This window comes from Mesorhizobium sp. M0119, from assembly GCF_040322615.1.
Classification (GTDB): Bacteria; Pseudomonadota; Alphaproteobacteria; order Rhizobiales; family Rhizobiaceae; genus Mesorhizobium.
On record NZ_JAMYTU010000010.1, the window covers coordinates 1 to 19,929 of the forward strand.

General features: G+C 60.8%; 23 protein-coding genes. 15 read left to right on the plus strand and 8 right to left on the minus strand.

Going from position 1 to position 19,929, the window contains the following annotated elements; translation table 11 throughout:
- Positions 1-594 precede the first annotated feature (594 nt).
- The 3 genes from NKJ40_RS12005 to NKJ40_RS12015 all read right to left on the minus strand — a co-directional run bounded on the left by NKJ40_RS12005 (position 595) and on the right by NKJ40_RS12015 (position 1,581).
- Positions 595-804, minus strand: coding sequence for a hypothetical protein (locus tag NKJ40_RS12005; protein ID WP_352466276.1), 210 nt, complete (start codon positions 802-804; stop codon positions 595-597).
- A gap of 25 nt (positions 805-829) precedes the next feature.
- A complete protein-coding gene (locus tag NKJ40_RS12010; protein WP_352466277.1) occupies positions 830-1,102 on the minus strand; it encodes a PDZ domain-containing protein in 273 nt (90 codons plus the stop codon).
- 266 nt (positions 1,103-1,368) lie between these two features.
- Positions 1,369-1,581 carry a DUF982 domain-containing protein gene (locus NKJ40_RS12015; protein ID WP_352466278.1) on the minus strand — a complete coding sequence of 71 codons (213 nt, stop codon included), beginning with the start codon at positions 1,579-1,581 and terminating at the stop codon, positions 1,369-1,371.
- A gap of 991 nt (positions 1,582-2,572) precedes the next feature.
- On the opposite strand from NKJ40_RS12015, the gene NKJ40_RS12020 reads away from it, so the two are divergent.
- The 4 genes from NKJ40_RS12020 (at position 2,573) to NKJ40_RS31885 (ending at position 4,464) form a co-directional block, all read left to right on the plus strand.
- Positions 2,573-3,289, plus strand: a complete 717-nt coding sequence (locus NKJ40_RS12020; protein ID WP_352466279.1) for a pentapeptide repeat-containing protein — start codon at positions 2,573-2,575, stop codon at positions 3,287-3,289.
- Between the two features lie 552 nt (positions 3,290-3,841).
- Positions 3,842-4,039 carry a hypothetical protein gene (locus NKJ40_RS12025; RefSeq protein WP_352453312.1) on the plus strand — a complete coding sequence of 66 codons (198 nt, stop codon included), beginning with the start codon at positions 3,842-3,844 and terminating at the stop codon, positions 4,037-4,039.
- Between the two features lie 22 nt (positions 4,040-4,061).
- A complete protein-coding gene (locus tag NKJ40_RS12030; RefSeq protein WP_352453311.1) occupies positions 4,062-4,265 on the plus strand; it encodes a hypothetical protein in 204 nt (67 codons plus the stop codon).
- Positions 4,234-4,464 (plus strand): Y4oE-related protein, encoded by a 231-nt coding sequence (locus tag NKJ40_RS31885; protein ID WP_502896152.1) that lies wholly within the window; start codon positions 4,234-4,236, stop codon positions 4,462-4,464. Before NKJ40_RS12030 ends, NKJ40_RS31885 begins: the two co-directional genes overlap by 32 nt.
- A 197-nt stretch (positions 4,465-4,661) precedes the next feature.
- Here NKJ40_RS31885 and NKJ40_RS12035 read toward each other — a convergent pair whose 3' ends face one another.
- Complete coding sequence (locus NKJ40_RS12035; protein ID WP_352466280.1) at positions 4,662-4,913, minus strand: toxin-antitoxin system HicB family antitoxin; 252 nt, start codon at positions 4,911-4,913, stop codon at positions 4,662-4,664.
- Positions 4,910-5,338 carry a putative toxin-antitoxin system toxin component, PIN family gene (locus NKJ40_RS12040; protein ID WP_352453315.1) on the minus strand — a complete coding sequence of 143 codons (429 nt, stop codon included), beginning with the start codon at positions 5,336-5,338 and terminating at the stop codon, positions 4,910-4,912. The genes NKJ40_RS12035 and NKJ40_RS12040 overlap by 4 nt, the downstream gene beginning before the upstream one ends.
- Before the next feature lie 193 nt (positions 5,339-5,531).
- Here NKJ40_RS12040 and NKJ40_RS12045 point away from each other — a divergent pair, with 193 nt between their 5' ends.
- Both NKJ40_RS12045 and NKJ40_RS12050 read left to right on the plus strand, forming a co-directional pair.
- On the plus strand, positions 5,532-5,762 hold the full coding sequence (locus tag NKJ40_RS12045) for a hypothetical protein (RefSeq protein WP_352466281.1): 231 nt from the start codon (positions 5,532-5,534) through the stop codon (positions 5,760-5,762).
- A gap of 23 nt (positions 5,763-5,785) precedes the next feature.
- Positions 5,786-7,459: a recombinase family protein gene (locus NKJ40_RS12050; protein ID WP_352466282.1), complete on the plus strand. Its 1,674-nt coding sequence runs from the start codon at positions 5,786-5,788 to the stop codon at positions 7,457-7,459.
- Positions 7,460-7,516: 57 nt separating this feature from the next.
- Here the strand turns inward: NKJ40_RS12050 and NKJ40_RS12055 are convergent, their stop codons facing one another.
- Entirely contained in the window at positions 7,517-8,419 is a 903-nt protein-coding gene (locus NKJ40_RS12055; RefSeq protein WP_352466283.1) for a LysR substrate-binding domain-containing protein, read from the minus strand.
- A gap of 100 nt (positions 8,420-8,519) precedes the next feature.
- On the opposite strand from NKJ40_RS12055, the gene NKJ40_RS12060 reads away from it, so the two are divergent.
- From NKJ40_RS12060 to NKJ40_RS12090, 7 genes are all read left to right on the plus strand, one after another.
- The gene (locus tag NKJ40_RS12060; protein WP_352466284.1) at positions 8,520-9,734 is read left to right on the plus strand and encodes a trans-sulfuration enzyme family protein; all 1,215 of its coding nucleotides are present in this window, start codon (positions 8,520-8,522) and stop codon (positions 9,732-9,734) included.
- Positions 9,735-9,758: 24 nt separating this feature from the next.
- The gene (locus NKJ40_RS12065) at positions 9,759-11,357 is read left to right on the plus strand and encodes an ABC transporter substrate-binding protein (protein WP_352466285.1); all 1,599 of its coding nucleotides are present in this window, start codon (positions 9,759-9,761) and stop codon (positions 11,355-11,357) included.
- Between the two features lie 9 nt (positions 11,358-11,366).
- Positions 11,367-12,302, plus strand: a complete 936-nt coding sequence (locus NKJ40_RS12070) for an ABC transporter permease (protein ID WP_352466286.1) — start codon at positions 11,367-11,369, stop codon at positions 12,300-12,302.
- A 2-nt stretch (positions 12,303-12,304) separates the two neighbouring features.
- Positions 12,305-13,198: an ABC transporter permease gene (locus tag NKJ40_RS12075; RefSeq protein WP_023680719.1), complete on the plus strand. Its 894-nt coding sequence runs from the start codon at positions 12,305-12,307 to the stop codon at positions 13,196-13,198.
- Positions 13,195-14,193 carry an ABC transporter ATP-binding protein gene (locus NKJ40_RS12080; protein WP_352453305.1) on the plus strand — a complete coding sequence of 333 codons (999 nt, stop codon included), beginning with the start codon at positions 13,195-13,197 and terminating at the stop codon, positions 14,191-14,193. Before NKJ40_RS12075 ends, NKJ40_RS12080 begins: the two co-directional genes overlap by 4 nt.
- Positions 14,193-15,179 (plus strand): ABC transporter ATP-binding protein, encoded by a 987-nt coding sequence (locus NKJ40_RS12085; protein WP_352453304.1) that lies wholly within the window; start codon positions 14,193-14,195, stop codon positions 15,177-15,179. The genes NKJ40_RS12080 and NKJ40_RS12085 overlap by 1 nt, the downstream gene beginning before the upstream one ends.
- Positions 15,180-15,627: 448 nt before the next feature.
- Positions 15,628-15,921, plus strand: a complete 294-nt coding sequence (locus NKJ40_RS12090; protein WP_352453303.1) for an oligopeptide/dipeptide ABC transporter ATP-binding protein — start codon at positions 15,628-15,630, stop codon at positions 15,919-15,921.
- A gap of 209 nt (positions 15,922-16,130) precedes the next feature.
- On the opposite strand, the gene NKJ40_RS12095 is transcribed toward NKJ40_RS12090, so the two are convergent.
- Positions 16,131-17,186 (minus strand): methyltransferase domain-containing protein, encoded by a 1,056-nt coding sequence (locus NKJ40_RS12095; RefSeq protein WP_352466287.1) that lies wholly within the window; start codon positions 17,184-17,186, stop codon positions 16,131-16,133.
- A gap of 16 nt (positions 17,187-17,202) precedes the next feature.
- Here NKJ40_RS12095 and NKJ40_RS12100 point away from each other — a divergent pair, with 16 nt between their 5' ends.
- Positions 17,203-17,793, plus strand: a complete 591-nt coding sequence (locus tag NKJ40_RS12100; RefSeq protein WP_352453301.1) for a TetR/AcrR family transcriptional regulator — start codon at positions 17,203-17,205, stop codon at positions 17,791-17,793.
- Between the two features lie 151 nt (positions 17,794-17,944).
- Here NKJ40_RS12100 and NKJ40_RS12105 read toward each other — a convergent pair whose 3' ends face one another.
- Positions 17,945-19,390, minus strand: a complete 1,446-nt coding sequence (locus NKJ40_RS12105; protein WP_352466288.1) for a hypothetical protein — start codon at positions 19,388-19,390, stop codon at positions 17,945-17,947.
- Positions 19,391-19,548: 158 nt separating this feature from the next.
- Here NKJ40_RS12105 and NKJ40_RS12110 point away from each other — a divergent pair, with 158 nt between their 5' ends.
- On the plus strand, positions 19,549-19,887 hold the full coding sequence (locus NKJ40_RS12110) for a hypothetical protein (RefSeq protein WP_352453299.1): 339 nt from the start codon (positions 19,549-19,551) through the stop codon (positions 19,885-19,887).
- The last annotated feature ends 42 nt before the right edge of the window (positions 19,888-19,929 follow it).

Sequence of the window (19,929 nt, forward strand, 5' to 3'; positions counted from 1 at the left end):
CACCCGAGAACCGACACCGCCAAACTGTCCGCGACTTAATGAAACAGCTGTCCGCGACTTAGCGGAATCACTGTCCGGCTTTTGCGAAATGCGCAGCTGGTGCGATGGAGGACCACTGCTGGCGAAACCTTACGATCACACGCTGCTTGTCAATTGATCAACCGCCTGCTCAGCACGCGGGAGCGTCTTCGAGATAGGGGAGCCGCTTGAGAGCAGTGACTAACGAGCCGGAGGAGTGTGCCCGGCACGAGTAGGGGGTCGGGCGGAGCATCGTGCCGGGCCTGGGCAATCCCCAGCAAGCGTCGGCTCCATGCGCCTATCTCAAAAGGTGACCGTCACAACGACAATATCCGTATAGGTGCCGGACGGCGGCGTCGACCATCCGCACCGCTATTTGAGACTGTAGTGCACCCTGCCAGAGATATGCTCGATATCAAAGGCCCGATGGCCAATGCGTTGCTTGCGAATGATCGCTGAATGCCAACCTGATTCTGTTTCATACCCGTCACCTCAACTGACAATAGTGCAGGCTAGATGGGGATACGGCGCGAAACAAGGGAGCGCCTCTTCTTTGGTTCGGCCGATCGCTTCTAGTCAGCAGCCGCGGGCCAGCCGCATCGCCTGCAAAGCCAAATCGTACGTGATAGGCTGATCGCGCAGCCATGGTCCGAACTCGCCATGAGGCACTGACGCCTTGACCGCGAGCATCCTCTTGCCGAGTGCGATCAGTTCCTCGCGGCTGCGCTGGCGCTTGGTGAAGCCCTGCCGGCCCTTTTCAGCCTCGCTGGCGTCCGCCTTGGCCATCCGGGACCGAATAGTCTCCTTTGCGTTAGCGAGCTCTCCCGGAGGCGCCGGTAAGGATCCCAGCTAGCGCATGCCCCTGTTGAACGCGGCCGCGCAGCTCATTGACGATCGCCATGTATGCGCCGAGCGGGATCGCGTCGAAAACCTCGAGCACGGCGGCCATGCCCTGCTCCACTAGGTCCGGACCGGCCAGCAGCAAGTCAGAGACGGCCGTCAGGCTGCTTTCTTCGGTGAGCGCGTGGTTCGCCGCGGCCCTCAGCCAGGACACACAGGACCAACCGTGCATGCTCAGCGCCATGATTGTCGATCAGCCGGCGCATGGAGCCGACGGCGCGCGTCTGGCCTTCCTTTCGGATAGCGGCCCTTGGGGACGATCTCTACGTGGAATTCGCCACAGAGCGCGTCAACTCGCGGGTCGACGTAGAGTGCAGATCCGCGGCTCCAGCCTTCTCGCGCAAGCATTCGGCGTCTCCGCATGATCGACGCACGATGTTTGCACAAATGTAATGGCCGCTGCAAGAGTGATGCACGATGGACAGTGGTGGGGCACGCGTTGACGAGATGTCAAGCAGTCAGGATTTTCGCTTCCTTGGCGGCGTTGAGAAATGCCACGCGCGCTACCTCCGGTGCGCTGCCGCCGCCGAGCACCTTCATGCACGCCATGCGAGCCTGGATGCGGCGCCCGGTTTCTCCAATGGGCCAGCGGTAAAGCAGCATTTCGGCGGCTTCGCGGGTGCTCGAAACACTGACTTTGCCCGAGGACAGCAAAACGGTCACGGGCTCTTCGAACGTGCCGACGTCTCGTTCGCAGGTCATATGCTGGTCTCCTTTCGCAATCTCCCCAAGACCTTACGGGTGAACCATCCGTTCCGTTGCGTCACGTTTGGCCCGGTGGGCGAACATTCTGTGAGGATGGGACCTCGTCCAGAGCGCGGGCTTGATCGCTCAGACTAGACTCGCCAACCCGTTGCGGTCCTCAAATGGCGAGAACCGTCCTTATCGTTACGAGCCCGCTATGCCTTGGTCAGTTGCCGGCGCTGATATCGGAAACGAAGCGCGGAAGGGCACTCTGCCGCCCAGAGTAACCGGCCTGCACGGTGAAGACGAGAAGGACGCTCTTCCAAGCGCGGAGTTCGAATCCTCCCTCACCGCCATAAGTCATTGTTTACATCAATAAAAATACAAGAATAGGTTGGGCGTCCGCCATAAAGCCCGGCTACCGAAAACGGGTATTCGCGGCACGTCAGCTTACGACACAAATATGCGGGGTTGATGGTTCGACCTGGGGGATGGCAGAGATCAACTTCGGCCTCGCTAAGCGAAGTCGTGGGGTTCATGCGACAGCGGAATCAGGATACGCGACGAGCACCCCGTGCCGGGTCAACCTCGCCGTCGGGAAGTACCGATCGGTGCGGAACCAAGCGGATTCACGCTTGTCGGCAGCGGACGCCGGCGGTGGCGGTCAGCACCCGAGCAGGCTCCTCATTAGCGAGACAAACGTCCAGAGCGGAGGCCAATCTTGGCACGCGACCGCGCCATCCTGAACGACCGCTCTCCTCGGCTTAGTCAAGCATACCTGCGGAATGAAGCGCCTGGCCTGTGACAAATGAATCTCTGCTGGACCGCCGATGATATGGGGAGCCGCTCGCAAATCGCGCCCTACGCGCGGGTTGATCGGCGCTAACTGTGACGGCGGTGGTCACCGTGGCTCGAGTGTCAGCAGATGTGGTAAGGTTGAGTGTCGGCGAGTAGCAGAGGTCCAGCAACAATGACTTTGAGGCGAACCAGAGCTTACGGCGCATCCGGCTTGGTTCTAGCGGTTTGCACTGTGTTTGCTTGGCAGAACGCCACTGCCGCTCAAAATTGCGACGCAGCCGCGACGCCTGGCGTCAATTGGCACGAGTGTGACAAGAAGCTTCTCATCCTAGAAGGACAGGACCTGAGCGGGGCGAACCTGTTCGGTGTTGATTTCACTTCGACCGACCTCAGGAACAGCAATCTCGTTGCCGCAAATCTTGAGAAGGCAACGCTTGTGCGTGCTTCCCTGGCCGACTCGACCGCCAAAGGCGCCCGGTTCGACAGAATCGAGGCCTACAGGACCGACTTCAGCCGTATGGACGCGCAGGGCGCTGTGTTTGCGAGCGCGGAAATACAGCGCTCGAATTTCCAGGACGCCAATCTGACCAATGTTGATTTCACAAAGGCAGAATTGGGGCGTGCGCAGTTCCATGACGCCGATATCAGCGGCAGCCGCTTCTCGTTTGCCAATCTCGCACGGGCGGACTTCCGGGGAGCGACGTTCACCGCGCCGATAGACTTTGACCGCGCCTTTTTCTTTCTGACCCGTATCGAGGGCGTCGACCTTTCCAATTCGGTGGGTCTGTCCCAGTGGCAGCTCAACATGGCTTGCGGAGACGCCCGGACCGAGTTGCCTTCTGGCTTGACGAGGCCTGAAGATTGGCCCTGTCAATTCCAGCAGGAATAGTTGTCGGCAAGCGAACTGCGGCAATGCTGCGCCCGACAGGATGAAACTGAGAACCCCTATGTCATCGTTTGCGCTATATAACTTTTGCGACAGCCGGGAGCGGATGAATGGAATCGGGCCGTATTTCTCCCACTACCCACGCGGTCCGAGGCGGCAGAAATGGGGCCGAGCAGACCGTCCGCTGCTAGGGTACCCAGCACGCGAGCGGACATGCGAGAGCTCGGTGCGAAGGTCCGGGATCAGGCCCATTGCGGACGTACGTGTTGGTTCGCCTGTTGGCGCTGAAGCGCCCATTTGGGCCGCTAGCCGCAAATGTGCGGCGGCTCAAAAAAGCCGATTGTCATGCGCCAGCGGAACGCTGTGACAAGCGAACACCAGCGCCGCCACCGTTCTCTGGAATGAATTCGATCCCGGCCGCTTCAGGCTCGCTGGGATGCAGCTGCCGAGGAGGCTGGTTACACCGCCGCGCTCAAGGCCGAGTGCGAGGCTGGCGACCGGGCACAGGATCTGCTGGAAGCGTTCTCAACGACCCCCGCTACGACTCTCGCCGGTGTGGCGGGCAAGCTCGATGCCGTGTTGCGCGAGGGCGAAGCCTGGGAGGAATGCTCCGTGTTCCCTTGGCCGCAAATCCGCTCGGCGCTCAGCGATCTGGTGCTCATCGCCGAGCAGACGATGCCGGAACAGTTCATTCGCGGCGAGCAGCGTCGCAAGCTCGGCAAGCGGCGGGCTGGCTGCTGTTTCCGCGCCTGAAAGACGAAGAAGGAGGCGAGCTATGAAGCCCATCCAACCCAACTTCCGGCTTCAGCCGAGAACCCCTCAACTTGCGCGAAGCGTCTGCCTCACGTCACCCTTCAACCGCCAGGAATTGCCAGCACAGAGCACTCTTGCGGCATCTCACCATCCGGCGGTGAGCGATCCCGATCTGCTGGATGCCTTCAACCGCGATGCCGCCGTGCACAAATGGACCGTGGCCTGAAGCTGCAGAGGCAGCGACAGCCCTGTGGGGAAAGACAGCCGCAACCGCAATCGCCTGGGGCGCCGTGTCGGCGCGTTGCGACGGGCGGACACAGGAGTATCGATTCTGGTTTCGGGTATTCGCCCATCTTCAAGCGGGTTCGCCCAATGCCGTGGCGGAAGCAGCGTCCGGCAAGGCTCGTCCAGACTCTTCCCGATAGATGGGGAGATTATGTCCGGCAAGAGAACTGCCCGCTAGTCGAGACGAAGCCGGACCGAAGCCAGCCCGTCAAGGCCAGAGCCGCTTCGCGGTGGCGCGTGCCGCGCCAGCCTTGACCGGCAGTTTTCGGCCCGGCGGACGCTTTGGACGCAGGCAAGCCTCCGGCACGAGCGATGCCGCTCCAACCCTCAGGGTGCACTACTCCGGCAGTTCGTCGCCCTTGATCGGCACCTTCCCTTTGCCGGCCCGCTTCAGGATGTCCAGCGCCTTGGGGATGTCGGCACGGGCAGCGCGTTCCTGAAAGTAGCTTTCCGTGCGCAGCGCCGAAAGCTTCTCGGCGACTGCCACATTGATGAACTGATTGAGCGGCACGCCTTCGCTCTCCGCCACCTTGCGCGCTTCATCGAGAAGCGAGAGCTGAAGCCGCAGTGCGAAATTGCTTCTCCTCATGTCTTTCTCTCCAATCGTCTCAGCGCCTCACCAGGCGACAGGACCATGATACCGAAGCGCTCGGCCACCTTGCCGAAGTCGCGTAGGTTGAACGTCACTATAGCATCCGCCCGTCCGTTGACCGCCGCTTCCAGCACCATGTCGTCGTCCGGGTCGCGAACGGCGGGTCGCCAGAGGAAGACAAGGCGAACGGGCTCGGCGACGGCCGCCACGGCATCTAGCAACGCGTTCACATCCTCAGCCGACAGGCCGGAAGCCTCAAGGTGCTCGGGCCTTGTCATGACCGCCTGGTACTCGATCATCAACGTCACCGAAGCGATGAGCGTCAGCCGGCGTTCCAAAGCCGCCACCAACAGTTGGCGCGAGGCTCCAGCGTCACTTCGGATCGCCGCCACCATGGTCGCCGTATCGAGAAGCAGTCTCATGCAAGCATATTGGATATCGCGTGCGATATTGCAATAGGCTCAAGCTTTGACAATTTGGCTTGGTTTCGGAATTCCCAAATCGCAGCGCGCAAGTATTTGCACGCCACCGTACGGACCGCGCTGCAACTGAACTTGTCTTGCCGATCATCACGCCGCTCAATGCCCTTGATCTACACAGAAGAGCGAGCATGCCATGGTGGACGAGGCCAAACCTGGGAACGACAGCGCAAGCCATGATTACAGTGCTGACACGTCGGCACCAGACATGGCTGAACGAGCCGTCCTGTCGATCGCCCGTTTGTTGGGTCGGCGGGTTGCTCGGGAGCATTTCGAGGAATTGCCGGCGGCCAACGACAACAAAGTTCATCCTCCTGAGAAAGCACCGTCAGAAGGGGAGGGTGGGGATGGCGGCGGCGGACATTAGCAACAGAGGCATAGGAGCGGTCCATGACCCGTGTCGCGCTGTATGCTCGTTACTCATCCGACAACCAGCGCGAAGCCTCTATCGAGGATCAGCTGCGGCTTTGCCGAGAGCTCGCGGCCAGGGAGAAGTGGACTGTCGTTGGAACCTATGCCGATGCCGCCCTATCCGGCTCAAGCATCATCCGTCGACCAGACATCCAGCGGCTTCCCGCCGATGCTCAAAGCGGGCAATTTGAGATCGTTCTAACCGAGGCACTCGATCGCTTGTCACGCGACCAGGAAGACGTAGCCGGCCTCTTCAAGCGGCTGCGCTTTGCCGGTGTCAAGATCGTCACTCTCTCTGAGGGCGCCGTGGACGAACTGCACGTGGGCCTGAAAGGAACGATGAACGCGTTGTTCCTACGCGACCTAGCCGCCAAGATCAGGCGGGGCCAAAGCGGCCGCATATTGAACGGCTACAACGCCGGCGGCCTCTCCTACGGCTATCGCGTGGTCAAAAAACTCGATGAACGCGGCGAACCGATCCGCGGTCTGCGCGAGATCGATGAGGATCAAGCCGAGGTCGTGCGTCGGATTTTTCGGGAATTCGCGGCTGGTCAATCGGCGGGTACGATAGCTGCAGGCCTCAACAGGGAAGGTATCCCATCACCCTTTGGGGGTGCGTGGGGCGCCTCGACCATCAATGGCAATCTCAAGCGGAGAAGCGGCTTTCTCTACAACGAAGCCTATATCGGGCTGCTCGTCTTCAATCGTCTTCAAATGCGCAAGGATCCCGAGACTAGGAAGCGCATCTCGCGGCCGAATCTGCCGGAAACCTGGCAGGTCGTTGAAGTGCCGCATCTGCGTATCATCGACGATGAGCTATGGGATGCAGTGCAAGCCCGCAAGAAGCTTTATGGAGGCATGAAACTCCATCACCGCCGACGGCCGAAGCACATGTTCTCGGGGCTCGTGCGGTGCGGCTGCTGTGGCGCTTCCTATACGGTGAAGAACAGGAACCAGCTTGCTTGTGCCGCGCACCGTGAGAAAGGCACTTGTACCAATAACAGAACGATCCGTGTTGGCGAGCTTGAGAAGCGTGTGCTGGAAGGCATCCAGCGGCGCTTGCTGGCGCCAGATGCCATTGCGGGCTTCCTTGCTGAATATCATGCTGAGCATAAGCGACTGAACGCCATGAACCGCGAGCGGCAAAGGGAAGTCGAAAGGCGGCATGCCGGCATCGACAGGCAGATCGCTAACATCGTCGATGCCATCGCTGAAGGTGTCGCGACGACCAGCATGAAATCGAAGCTACTGGACCTCGAGCGCGAAAAGGAGACTCTAGCCCGAGAGCTTCAGGCGATGGCGGCCGCGGAAAGCATTGTGGAGTTTCATCCGGCTGCGGTAACGGTTTACCGTCGGCAAGTATCCGAGCTCCAGGACGCGTTGCAATCCGACGAGTGTGAGCGGCACGAGGCGGCGAGGATCATCCGCTCACTGGTCACGGGGATCGAGATCATTCCGACGGAGGGTAGGGGACAGGTTGAGCTGAAAGTTCGCGGTGCGCTGGCGGAGCTTCTCAACCTGCCAAATCGTAAACCAGGAACAGCGCCTAGCGCTGCAGTGATGGTACCGGGAGAGCGCTGCCGCCTTCCCCACACTCATCGAACTCCCAGTTCCAATTTCGCTGCTGCGGCTGAGCGAGGCGCGCTATCCTAATTGCGGCCTGGCGGGTGACGGCATGGGGCCCAGAAGCCGACGTTCACGAAAGTGAAGTCAAGTTTGGACAGCCCCATCAATTTCCAATGCGATACGCATCAGCTGCTCGATAAAGTCGCTAACTACTCTCGATGGACGTCGGTTGGGTGGCAACAACAGAAGGGTTCGGAAGGAGATTCCCGGGAGAAATGGACGGAGGCTGAGGTTTCCGTTGAGATAGGGAAGGGCAGTTAAAGGATTGACCATTCCGCATCCAAGCCCCGCATTGACCATCGAGCAGATGGTGGTGGAATAGGGGGTTTCTAGAACCACTTTGGGCTTGATGCCGTGATCAGCGAAGATGGCCTCTGCTTCCCGTCTCGTAGTGTCCTCCGGAGCCAACGCGATGAAGGCCTGCCCATGGAGATCGGCGGGACGGATCACTTCCCTCTCCTCTAGCGGATGGCCCTTGGGCATGGCGATCGCGACCCGGTAGTTCCGGAATGGGTGGGCTTCGACGCCCGCAAGATCGATCTCGTCCGCCGCCAGGCCGACGTCGAACTGGCCGGAGGCGACGAGTTCTTTGACTTCCGAGGATAGCCTTGCCTGAAAGGTGATCGCAACGTCAGGGTGACGGTGTTGAAATGCCTTTAATGCCTTTGGCATTACATTCGTACTTAATGCGGAGAGACTTGCGATCCGGATTTCCCCCGAACCGAAGTCGCGAATCCGCGCCGCGGCCCCTTTCAAATGGATGAGGCCGGAGAATGAGGTCTCCACTTCCCTGAAAAACAGGTTGCCTTCTGCCGTCGGCGACATCCGTCCTTTGATGCGGTGGAAGAGCGCGAAACCGATGTCGCGCTCCAGTTCTTGGACGGCCTTGCTCACCGCAGGTTGTGAGATGCGTAGTATCTCCGCGGCGCGTGAGGCGGTTCCAATCGTCATCACGGCGTGGAAGACCTCGATCTGGCGAAGATTCATGGCGCACCTATAACCTGAGAGAATAGCACATCCCGATCTTGATATTGGACGGAATAGGTTTTGTCATGCTGTAACTGTCTCCAACACATGAGGAGCAAGCATGAACGATCTCACCCAATGCGTTGTGACCCCCAAAGTCAAAACAGACGGCTTCGAGGCTCTGGGTGCAGCCGTCCATCGGGCTTCGACGATCGTATTCGCGGATGCCGCAGCCTACGCCACTCGCGGCCAGCGAGGGCCTGACGGCTATTCCTACGGCCTCTACGGCACCCCGACGACGCGTACACTGGAGCAAAAGATCACTCAGCTCGAGCAGGGTCACCGGACGCTTCTCGCGCCATCGGGCCAGGCCGCAAACGCAATCGCAATGCTCGCCGTCCTCAATGCCGGAGACAAGGTACTGGTGGCGGACACGGCCTATCCCCCGGTCCGTGATTTTGTGAACACCGATCTGGCAAAGTTTGGCGTCCGAGCGGAGTACTACGATCCCACTTCGCCCGAGGGGCTCGAACGTCGGATCAACGGGAACACGAAACTGGTGTGGTGCGAGTCCCCCGGTTCGACGACCATGGAAGTCCAGGATCTGCCGCGGATTGCCGAGATCGCGCATCGGCACGGCGCGCTCGTCGGATTCGACAACACCTGGGCGACCCCTCTTAACTTCAAGCCCCTCGTACATGGGGCCGACATCGTGACCGAAGCGCTCACCAAATATATCTCGGGCCATTCCGACGTGCTGATGGGATCGATCACGGTGGCTTCCGAGCAGCTTTTCAACGCGCTCAAGGCGACTATGGGGCGCGCCGGGATCGGCGTTTCCCCCGACGACGCCTCTTTGGTGTTGCGGGGCATGGAGACTCTTGGCGTGCGAATGAAACACGCGCACGACGGCGCGACGGCGATGATCAACTGGTTCCGCGGCCACCCAGCCGTCGAGCGTGTGCTCTACCCCGCCCTGCCGTCTTGTCCCGGGCACGAATTCTGGAAGCGCGACTTCCTCGGCGCGAGCGGAGTGTTCAGCGTGGAATTGGTTCCCGAAGCACTGCTGCACGTGCCGGAGGCCCTCAATACGCTAGAGACGTTCGCCATCGGCGCCTCGTGGGGTGGGACACGCAGCCTCGTTGCCCCCATGCCCGTGAAGAGCAACCGCTCCGCGACGACCTGGAGTGGGCAGGACCTCCTTCTGCGGTTCAGCGTGGGGTTGGAATCGCACGACGATCTCATGGCCGATCTCGAGAAAATGTTGGCCCAAATCCAAGCACGGATCGACGACGAGCGGTTCGGCAAAGAAAACATCCGGCAATCAATGCTGTGAGTGAACACAAAAAGGGGAATGACAATGAACAACAACAACGAATTCATGCGAATAGACAGGCGCTCCTTCCTGGCGGGCGTCTCAAAACTGCTGGGAGTTTCGGCGCTATCCTCCATCCTGCCGTCAATCGTTGCGGCATCAGAGGTTAAGGACACGCTTCGCATCGCGATCGCCAAGCCCGCCGGGGATATCAATCCTCACAAATACACCGGCCTGTGGGGCGTTCAGGACCTCGTTTTCGAGCCGCTGGTTAAATACGGCCATGACGGTAAGATCGAGCCAGGGCTGGCGACCGAATGGTCGGTCGAAGACGGGGGCAGGCTGCTTAAGCTCACGTTGCGCAAGGGCGTGACTTTCCACGACGGCACTCCGTTCGACGCCGCGGCGGTGGAATGGAACCTGAAGAGGTGGATCGGACTCGAAGCGAACAACTGGATGAATTCGTCCCGGCTTTACGCCGGAACGGACATCGTCGACGACGATCACGTCAACGTCCGGTTCAAGGAACCGGTCCTCGGCCTGCTCCAGGAGTTCGCTTACGTCCGGCCAGTCAGGCTCCTCAGCCCCAAGTCGGTCTCTGGGGACGGTAGCTATAAGGCACCCGTCGGCACGGGACCGTGGCATCAAGCGACTGCCGGGAATGAGGGCAGTGCCTTCGAGCGCTTCGACGCCTACTGGGGTGACAAACCCTCTTTCAAATATCTTGAGGTAAAAGTCCTTCCGGACTCGCGCGGCCGCATGGCAGCGTTGCGCGCGGGCGACGTGGATCTGATCGGCGGAGCGTTTGTGTCGCCTTTGACCGCAACGGAAGCAGAGACGCTGAAGGGAGCGGGCATCGACGTCGTCATCGATCCCGGCACCACCACAATGATTATGGCCTTCAACACTTCCCGCGTCGAAGCGCTGAGGGACCCGAAAGTCCGCAAGGCGATCAACCTCGGCATCGACCGGGCTGCGATCTCGCAAGTGCTTTACCGCGGTCTGGCGACCTCCACTGGCAACCTGTTCTCCGAAACCGTTCCGTATTCGGGGAAGCGCTTCGATGTGCCTAGGCGGGATACCGAGACCGCAAAGTCGCTGCTCGAGGAGGCAGGCTGGGTCGGGGGGCCTGTCAGGCAGAAGGACGGCAAGGACCTTGCCATTGAACTGGTCGTTAGCGAGGAGCAAGTACCGGGGTCCCGATCCGTCGCGGTAGTGATCCAGTCCGAGCTCCAGGAGATTGGCGTCACGCTCACGATCCGCTCGGTGGATCATGCGTCGCGGCACAGCGACATTCCGGAGCGCAAGTTCGATCTCGCTTTCTTCCAGACGTTCGGCGCGCCATACGAACCTTTCGGGACTGTGGTGGGCCTGTTCCTATCCACCTATGACAACGGCGTGGACGGCAAGCTCTTCATCGACCCCGAGCACCTCGATCCGTTGGTGCTCGCCGCGATGTCCGCGCCCGAAGGCGAGATGGAAGCAGCTCTACAGAAGGTCTATGACTGGCTGCACGACAACGACGCCATCGCGCCGCTGCTCTTCGTTCCGGGCATATGGGCGCATGCCGCTCGGGTGAAGGGCTTCCAGAGCCCCGCGACCGAGTACGACATGCCCTACGAGAATATCACACTGGCGGAGTAGGATACGGCCGTGTTCGCCTTCATCGCTAAAAGGGCCCGCAACGCAGTCTTGTTGCTGTTTCTGGCGTCCGTTCTATGCTTCGCGCTCGTGGTATCCGCTCCGGGCAACGTGGCGATACTCATCGCCGAGCTGCGGACGCCGACGGCCACCAAAGCCGATATCGCCAAGGTCGAGGAGGAATTGGGGCTCAACAAGCCGCTTCTCGAACGCTACGGCTTCTGGCTGAACGGAGCGATCCACGGCGACTTCGGCATTTCCTACAAGACGGGCGAGGCGGTCGGCGCGTCCCTCAAGAGCCGCCTTGCCGCGACCGCCACCCTCGTTGCGGGCGGAGCGGTCGTGGCTTTCTTGCTGAGCCTGTTCGTCGGCTTCGTAGGCGCGCTCTGGGCACATAGGGCGCCAGACGTGGTCACCCGAGGGAGCGCTCTTCTGGGCGCTTCGACTCCGTCCTTCTTCGTCGGAGCACTGCTGGTCTACGCCTTTTCGGTCACGTGGCACGTCTTTCCGACCTTCGGGTTTGCCGGACCCGTCAGTTGGGTGCTTCCATGGCTCACTCTGGGATTTCTTCCCGCAGCAGTTCTGAGCCGCGTCGTCCGAGTTGGCTTCGAGGAGGCGATGGCCAAACCCTATGTCCTAACGGCCATGAGCAAAGGACTGTCAAGGACGAGTATTCTGGTTCGCGACGCGATCCCGAACATCGCGCCGACGTACTTGAACGCCTTGGGAACGCAGATCGGGACGATGGTCGTGGGCGCGGTCGTTGTCGAACCTCTGTTCGCTTGGCAGGGCATCGGCGACCTCTTCCTGACCGGGGTGAGATTCCGCGACTTCATGGTCGTGCAGGCCTGCCTTCTGGTCTTCATCACGTTCTTCATCATCCTGAACGTCGTGGTCGACATCTGCATTACGCTGACCGATCCGCGCCTTAGACTTCAAAGGAGCTGAACATGCAGCCAGTCAGACCACTCCTGAAGGCCATTGGCGCCTTCCCGCGCTCGGCGGTATTTACTATCGGCGCGTTCGTTCTGTTGGGACTGCTCGCACCCTACATCGCGCCACATGATCCCAATGCGCAAGACCTGCTGATCGCTGGCCAGGGCCCGACGCTCGCCCATCCCTTCGGAGTCGACCATCTCGGGCGCGATACATTGAGCAGGTTGATTGTGGCGGCTCGGACGTCGCTGGTCGGAGTCTGTCTCGTCCTTGTGTGCGCGCACGCCATCGGCATCGCCATCGGCACGATTGCCGGATACCGGCGGGGCTGGACGGACGAACTGCTGATGCGCATCGTTGACGTCGGCCAGGCAATCCCCAGCCTCATCGTCTCACTTGCGGTGATCGGCATTGCCGGAGTCAGCTACTGGAACATGATCCTCGCGCTCGCGCTCGCCTGGTGGCCGGGTAGCGCCCGCATTAGCCGGGCCGTGGCTGTCAACACCATGAACAAGCCCCACATGGAGGCCCTAAGAGTATTGGGCGCAAGTCCCGTTCGCATTTACTTTGTCCATCTTCTTCCCACGACGATCGGGGCGGTGCTCGTATATGCCACGGCCGACGCCGGAGCAGTCGCGCTCGCAATCGCAACGTTGAGCTTCCTCGGGCTGGGCATCCAGCCGCCGACGCCTGAATGGGGACAGATGTTGGTCGACGCGCTTCCATATCTCGAGTCCGATCCGCGCCAGGTCATCCTGCCGGGACTGACCCTGACTTTAGCTGTCATCGGATTCAACATCCTCGGTGAAGCGGTCGCCCTCAACAGAGTTCCGAAGCCGCTGACCTCCCGGATGCTCGCGGCCCGCCGCCGGGTAACCGCATTCTGGGCCAAGGAGGCACGGCCATGAGTTCTGAACCGATACTCCGCGTCAAAGATCTGACCATAGACCTGCTGACGGCGCATACCGTGGTCCGCCCAGTCGACGGAGTAGCCTATGAACTGAGCCGCCGAGAGACCCTCGCGATTGTGGGAGAAAGCGGTAGCGGCAAAACGGTCACCTGCTTTGCGCCTCTCGGCCTGATGCCCGTGGGCGTCCAGGCGGATATATCGGGCACCATTTTGTTCGACAGCCGCCAGCTCGTCGGATCGGACAATGAAACGCTTCGCAGCCTGCGCGGAAAATCCATTGGCTTCATTTTCCAGGACCCGATGAGCGCGCTCAATCCCGCCCGCCGGGTCGGACGGCAGATAGCCGAAGTAGCCGAGCTTCACCTCGGCATGACCGCAAGAGCTGCGGAAACCCGGGCGCTTGAACTTATCAAGATGGTCGGGATGTCCGACCCCGAAATACGCCTCAAGCAGTATCCCCATGAGCTTTCGGGCGGTCTCCGACAGCGTGTCATGATCGCAATCGCCATTGCCGCCGAGCCGACACTTCTCGTAGCCGACGAGCCGACCACCGCGCTCGACGTGACGGTCCAGGCGCAAATCCTCCGACTGCTGAAGGAAATCCAGTCCAGAATGGACATGGCCATGATCTTGATCACGCATGACATGGGTGTCGTGGCGGGCTCGGCCGACCGCGTAATGGTGATGTACGCGGGGCGCCACGTCGAAACCGGACCGACCGAGCGTGTACTCTCCCAGCCGCAGCATCCCTATACGATGGGCCTCATCGACGCAATTCCGAGGAAACAGGACGCAATCGGATCGCGTTTCCGTGGATTGCCGGGCGTTCCGCCCATCCTTGGCGCGCCGATCACAGGGTGCGCTTTCATGCCCCGCTGCGGATACGCTGTGGATGCCTGCGGCGAGCGGCGACCGCCGTTCTTGCCGACGGCAGTTCCGGGTGTGTCAGCCGCCTGTCCCGTTCTGAATATTCGGGCGAAGGAGTGCGCATAATGAGCGCGGTACTCGAAGTCGAGCATCTGGTCACCAGCTTTCCAAGCGCCAAACGTGGCCAAACGATCAAAGCGGTAAACGACGTCTCAATCCACCTCAATCAAGGCGAGATCGTCGGCTTGGTGGGGGAGTCTGGCTGCGGCAAGTCCACGCTCGGCCGTTCGATCGTCGGCTTGGAAAAACCCCAATCCGGACGTGTCGTTTTTGATGGCATCGACCTCGGCTCCTTGAGTGGACGCCGTCTGCGGGAAGCGCGTCGGGCAGTTCAGTACGTGTTCCAGGACCCCTATGCATCGCTGAATGATCGCCAAACTGTGGGCGAAGCCATAAACGAAGCCCTCATAATTGCAGGTTTGCGTTCGCAAACGGAACGCGAGGGGAGGATCGCTGAGCTCCTCAACCAAGTCGGTCTGGCGACGACGGTCCGGGACAGATTCACCCGTGAACTCTCAGGCGGCCAGAGGCAACGCATCGCGATCGCGCGCTCGCTGGCCGTAGAGCCGCGGGTTTTAATCTGCGACGAACCGGTCAGCGCGCTAGACTTGTCTATACGGGCGCAGGTCATGAACCTATTCCTCGACCTCAGAGAGAAGCTCGGCGTGTCCTGCCTCTTCATCGCGCATGACCTCGCGCTTGTCCGGCAGGCGGCGAGCCGGGTCTACGTGATGTATCTCGGCAAGGTGGTGGAAAGCGGTAGCTCGGAAGAGGTCTACCGGAATCCGAGCCATCCCTACACCCAACTCCTTCTCGCGTCTGTCCCCGAGGCTGATCCTGCCACCGAACGTCGGCGCAACCCTCCGTTGATCACGGGCGAAATCCCAAGTCCGACGAATCCGCCCTCCGGCTGTTTCTTCAGGACGCGGTGTCCCCTTTCAGTGGAAGCTTGTGCGGAGGCTGAGCCTGTGTCGCAAGAAGTAAGCTCAATGCACAAGGCGGCGTGCAGGTTCGCCGGCGACCTATTCGCGAAGCGGGTCTCGGCCGCATGATTAAACGTCAGATCTAGCTGAGCGTGCGGGACCTGATGCGTTGCGCATTCTGGTGGCGAAGCAGAGATTTGCGCTCCTTCCTTCCGGTACCGGGCCGGCAGTGAGTGGGAAAGCGCTCTGTCGGCAGCCCTGGTTACTCAGGCGGGCCGAGAGGAACCTCTTGCCGGTTATTATTCCGCTTCTTGTAGCGTTGGCTTAAGTGCCTGCCATTGCTCGTGAGACATGGTTGGCAGGTCAAACTGGTGACCGCGCTCAGACAGATATGAGATTCTTGCAGTTGAGGAGGGGTTCTCCGTAACTCGGGTTGCGAAGCTCGAATCATAGGAGAACCCCATGCAGGTTTTTGGCCTGCCCGGTATATTATACGCAACGCCGGCCGGGCGTCGCGGCTTCTCGGCGCGAAGACCCCAACTATCGAAGCAGAGAGAAGACGCGACGCGGTGGCGCGATGGCGGCGCGCGATGCGGGACGGACTGGATGCCGGGCAGGCAGCGCGGGCCGTCGGAGTGCCGCGTTCGACCCTCTATCGCTGGGAAAGCGCATTGAGGCCGACCGCCGCCGCATCATCCTCGCAGGCGACCCGCCGAGCCCGAGCAATCCACCGCCGGGCTGCCGGTTCAACACGCGCTGTCCGGTGGCGATGGATATCTGCCGGTTGGACGAGCCCCAACTGCGTCCCGTTCCTCATGGCGGCGTCGCCGCCTGCCATCTGGCTGAGAGTGATCACCGCCCGGTGATCTGACAACGAATGGCAGTTGGTCTTCCGAGAATAACGTTAAGCGCCGTCTGCCAGCGTCTGATCTCGCTGCGACGGGATTAGATTGGCCTACCACCACCCTCGCAAGGCGGGGAGACCGGAGCGGACGCGCGATTCGCGTCCGGGTGTGAAAGGTGAACTCCTGCGTGTCCAACAAGCCGTAGCGAGACGCGATGTCGTAATAGCAAGCGGCCTCAACGCTGGCGGCGGCCTCTGCTCCACCGATGCAGGCCACCGAGCAATCCGATCTTGAAGATTACGAAAAGGGCCACGAGTGCAATCACTGTGTAAGAGATCGGATTTGAGGCGTCGCTTAGACCGCGCCACGATAGCCACCAGGGCGCGCCTGCGTGCATGGCGATCAGCGCGACGATGCCTAGCACCAGGCCTATGGTGTGCAGGTGGCTCATGGCTGCAGGCCGTGCCGGGCCTGAGGGTTCTTCCGTGCCGAGAGCGACAAACCTATCGCGAATACGGGCAACGTCGGCGGCCGCCGTGGCTAGCACGAACTGCAGGTTCTTCGTGCCAACCGCGCCGCTAGCGACGATGTTGAGACCCGAGTCCCGGAATTCCGTTATGATGTCGTCGACTGTGCTGACGCCGTGATGGTGGAAGCGATCGATGAAGCCTCCATCCTGTGGCGCTTGCACGAAGTCGACGGCGAGTACGCGACCGGATGGCTTCAGGACTCTGTGTATCTCATGAGCCATCTGATTACGTCCATCGGCAGAAAGATGATGGAGCATCAGCGTCGTCGTTACGACATCGAATTCGGCATCCCGGAACGGTAATGCCTGGGCGGCGGCCTTTTCAAAGGTGACCTTCAGACCGACTCTTCGAGCCTTCGCACCCGCCCTGGTGATCATTTCCGGTGACGCATCGATCCCGTGCACGGTGCCCGTCGGCCCGACCTGCTGCTTGGCAAGTATAGCGAGCGTTCCCGTCCCGCACCCTATATCGAGGACGGACTCTCCAGGTTCGAGCTGCGTCAACCGGAGGATCTTTTCGCGAAAGGCGCGTTCGCGGCCTAAGGTGAACAGCCAAGTCATCAGATCGTAGCGTGCTGCCCAATGTATGATGCGGCCGGGCGCGCCGGCTCCGCTGTTGTTATGCCCATGTTTTCTCATCAGAGACTCCTTGGCCACTCTCGCCGGTTGATGGACATCATGTTCGGAAACTGACATGATATCCGGGAACGCGTCAACGACCATTCGCGGCAGAATGTCCGGTACCGCACGGTCCTCTGCCATCTGACCGGAAAAGCTCATGGTAACGGAAAAGACGATAGACCGCCGTGTCGCCCGGACCCGGTCGACTCTTCACCATGCGCTGATCACTTTGATCCTGAGAAAGGGATATGAAGCAATTACCGTCGAGGACATCTGCAATGAGGCAAACATCGGCCGATCGACCTTTTACGCGCACTTCACCAGCAAGGACGACCTCAAGCGCAGCGGCCTGGACGATCATCTGCGCGCCATGCTGGTCGAACGCCAGCGGCATGCGCTTGCAGCGCCAGGCGAGCTGAAAGATCGCAGCTTGGGGTTCGTGCTCGGTATGTTCGAGCACGCGCGTGAACATATAGATCTCTACCGAGCTCTGGCCGGGGGCCGCGGTGGGACTATTGTGCTCGGCAGCATCCGCGAGATTCTATGCGATCTCGTGCGCGCGGAGCTTGCCGCAAAGAAGGACAGGAAGCTCCCCGATGTCGTGCCGAACGAACTGATCGTCCAGTTCGTCGTGGGTGCCTTTCTGTCGGTGCTGATCTGGTGGCTCGACGGCGGCGCCAAATTGCCGCCGCAACAAGTCGACCAGATCTTCCGGCGTCTGGCCACCGAGGGCGTCCCGTCGGCTTAGATATCAGGCCGAAGAACTGTGAAGCAGTCAGTTGCAGTGCCGGCGTTGCCAATTCACCAACCACCGGCTTTGTTCGACGCATGTCCTTGAGGTCGCGATACACCGCCGTGAGGTCTGTCGACCAACGCCTCCGATACGTGGCTTGCGGCCGTCAGACGGCCGTCGGCGTGGACAGCAGCCACAGCCCGAAAACCGTATATCCGACCATAAAAACGGTCAGCGGAAATTGGCTGAGCGCCGCGCGGCTGCGCGCCGGATGCAAACGGAACGCCAGCCCATGCGCGACCAGAACGGCAAGTATATGGCCGCCGATGATCGCCGCCGCCTGAAAGTTCCAGATGATCCACGCTGCATCGGAGCCCATGATCACTCCCGCCCCGACATTCATGTGCGCCGTGCCGAATAGGTTCCATCCCCGATCAAACGGATCCGAAATAGCGACGAGCGCATTCTGGCCGTTCACCAGGAGGGCCGTCAGATAGTGGGAAAAATGATAGGCGAGCGCGATCGGGACGATCGACCAGACAAGGAGCCCGACCGCTTTTCCGAAAGAGATGCTCCCGGCCAACCGCTCACCGACAAACAGTGCGGCGAAGAACACGGCGACAAGTGCGATAAACATCAGCACAAGACCGGCGCTGTTGATTCCGACTAATGCCGAGCGCCCCGGAAATTCGAGCGGATTGACACCATTCGCGCCCAGCCAAGAGAAGGTCTTCGACAGACCGTCGAAGGACACCGAGCTCAACGTCAGCAACAGAAAGAGCATACCGCTCGCCGGCAAGGCTTGCGCGCTCCACAATTTCGCTCCAGGCCAGCAGAGTGAGAGGGCGCGCCCCCCGCTTGGGTGGTCCGGCGTCGTTTCGACGATGGCGAAGCGTGACACCATGCGGAAGAACGCGGACAGAAACTCGCCGCGCCGGCTCCAGCCTTCGTAGCCGAAGATGATCATGCAGACGAAGGTCGAGAGCCAGTAGGCCATGAGAGCGAACGCAAGCCGCGCCGGATCTTCGGGCGCCGGATAGATCAGCTCGAACCAGGCGAAGCTTGCAAACAAAATCAACGCCGGCCAGTAAGCCAGTCCTTGTGGCATTGTGCGATCGCGGAATGCCGGGAAGACGCTGGAGAAAATGCGCCACGGCCCGTACCACGGGTTTGTCCACGACCAAACATTGCCGAATACGCCCTGAAGCAATGTCAGTCCGACCCAGACCAGCGTCCACACCGTTAGCGGAAGTGGATTCGACAGCGGATCTCGGCTGCCGAGAATTCCCGCCGCCACGAGTATGGCGAGAACCGCGAAGGCGAGCGTGCTGATCCAAATGCGCGCGGCGTCGCCGAATTGACCAATTGGCAGGCGGGATGCCGAAATGCGTTCGAGCAGCCTGGGCGGGAGGACAGCCAGAACCAGAAAACTCGCGGCTACGGCCACCGCCCCGCCCACGACATAATATCCGGTCGGCAGGAGCATGACATAGCCGCGCTCGGAAGCATGGGCAAAGGCTGGGGTTGTGAAATGCGGCACGAGGGCAGCAGCTGATAATGCGATGCCCAACGCTCTCGCAGAGATGCTTTTATGTTCGCTGTCCGCCGCCATCCATCCGTCTTGCCACATGGCATTTGCGAAGGAAAGCGGACTACTGCTCGCGCAAGTGGAGGTGCCAAAGTGGGTGCCCGACTTCGTGCTAGCCCCCAAAGCCCGCTTGGTGAACAGGCCATATGATGCAGCTACGACTTCGAGTCGAGAGTTGCGTTGTGGACGACGTTCTCGTCCTCTGCCGTCTGCTGCAATACGTGGCAGCTGTGCCTGCGCCGGCCGGCGGCGCATTATCGTCGAAACAGGACCGGAGCGCCCACCGCCAGGCGCCCGGATCGTCGACGTGCAGAAGTTGTGGGCCGAACATCTACCAATGGCCGGAACTCGCGGCGCTGTCGATCCTGTTTCGCGAACGCCTGGTGTATTCCTTCGAGAGTCGGCCGCGCTTGTTCGACATTATCTCGCGCAGCATCGAAGGCGTCGCCGGCCTGATCCTGGGCCGGCGTCGCGGTCTGGCAGGTCGCTGCGCGCTGACCAGGCCCCGGATGGATTTCTGATTTGCGTCTGCCCATCCGGCCGGCGCATGGGCTGGCGGGAGA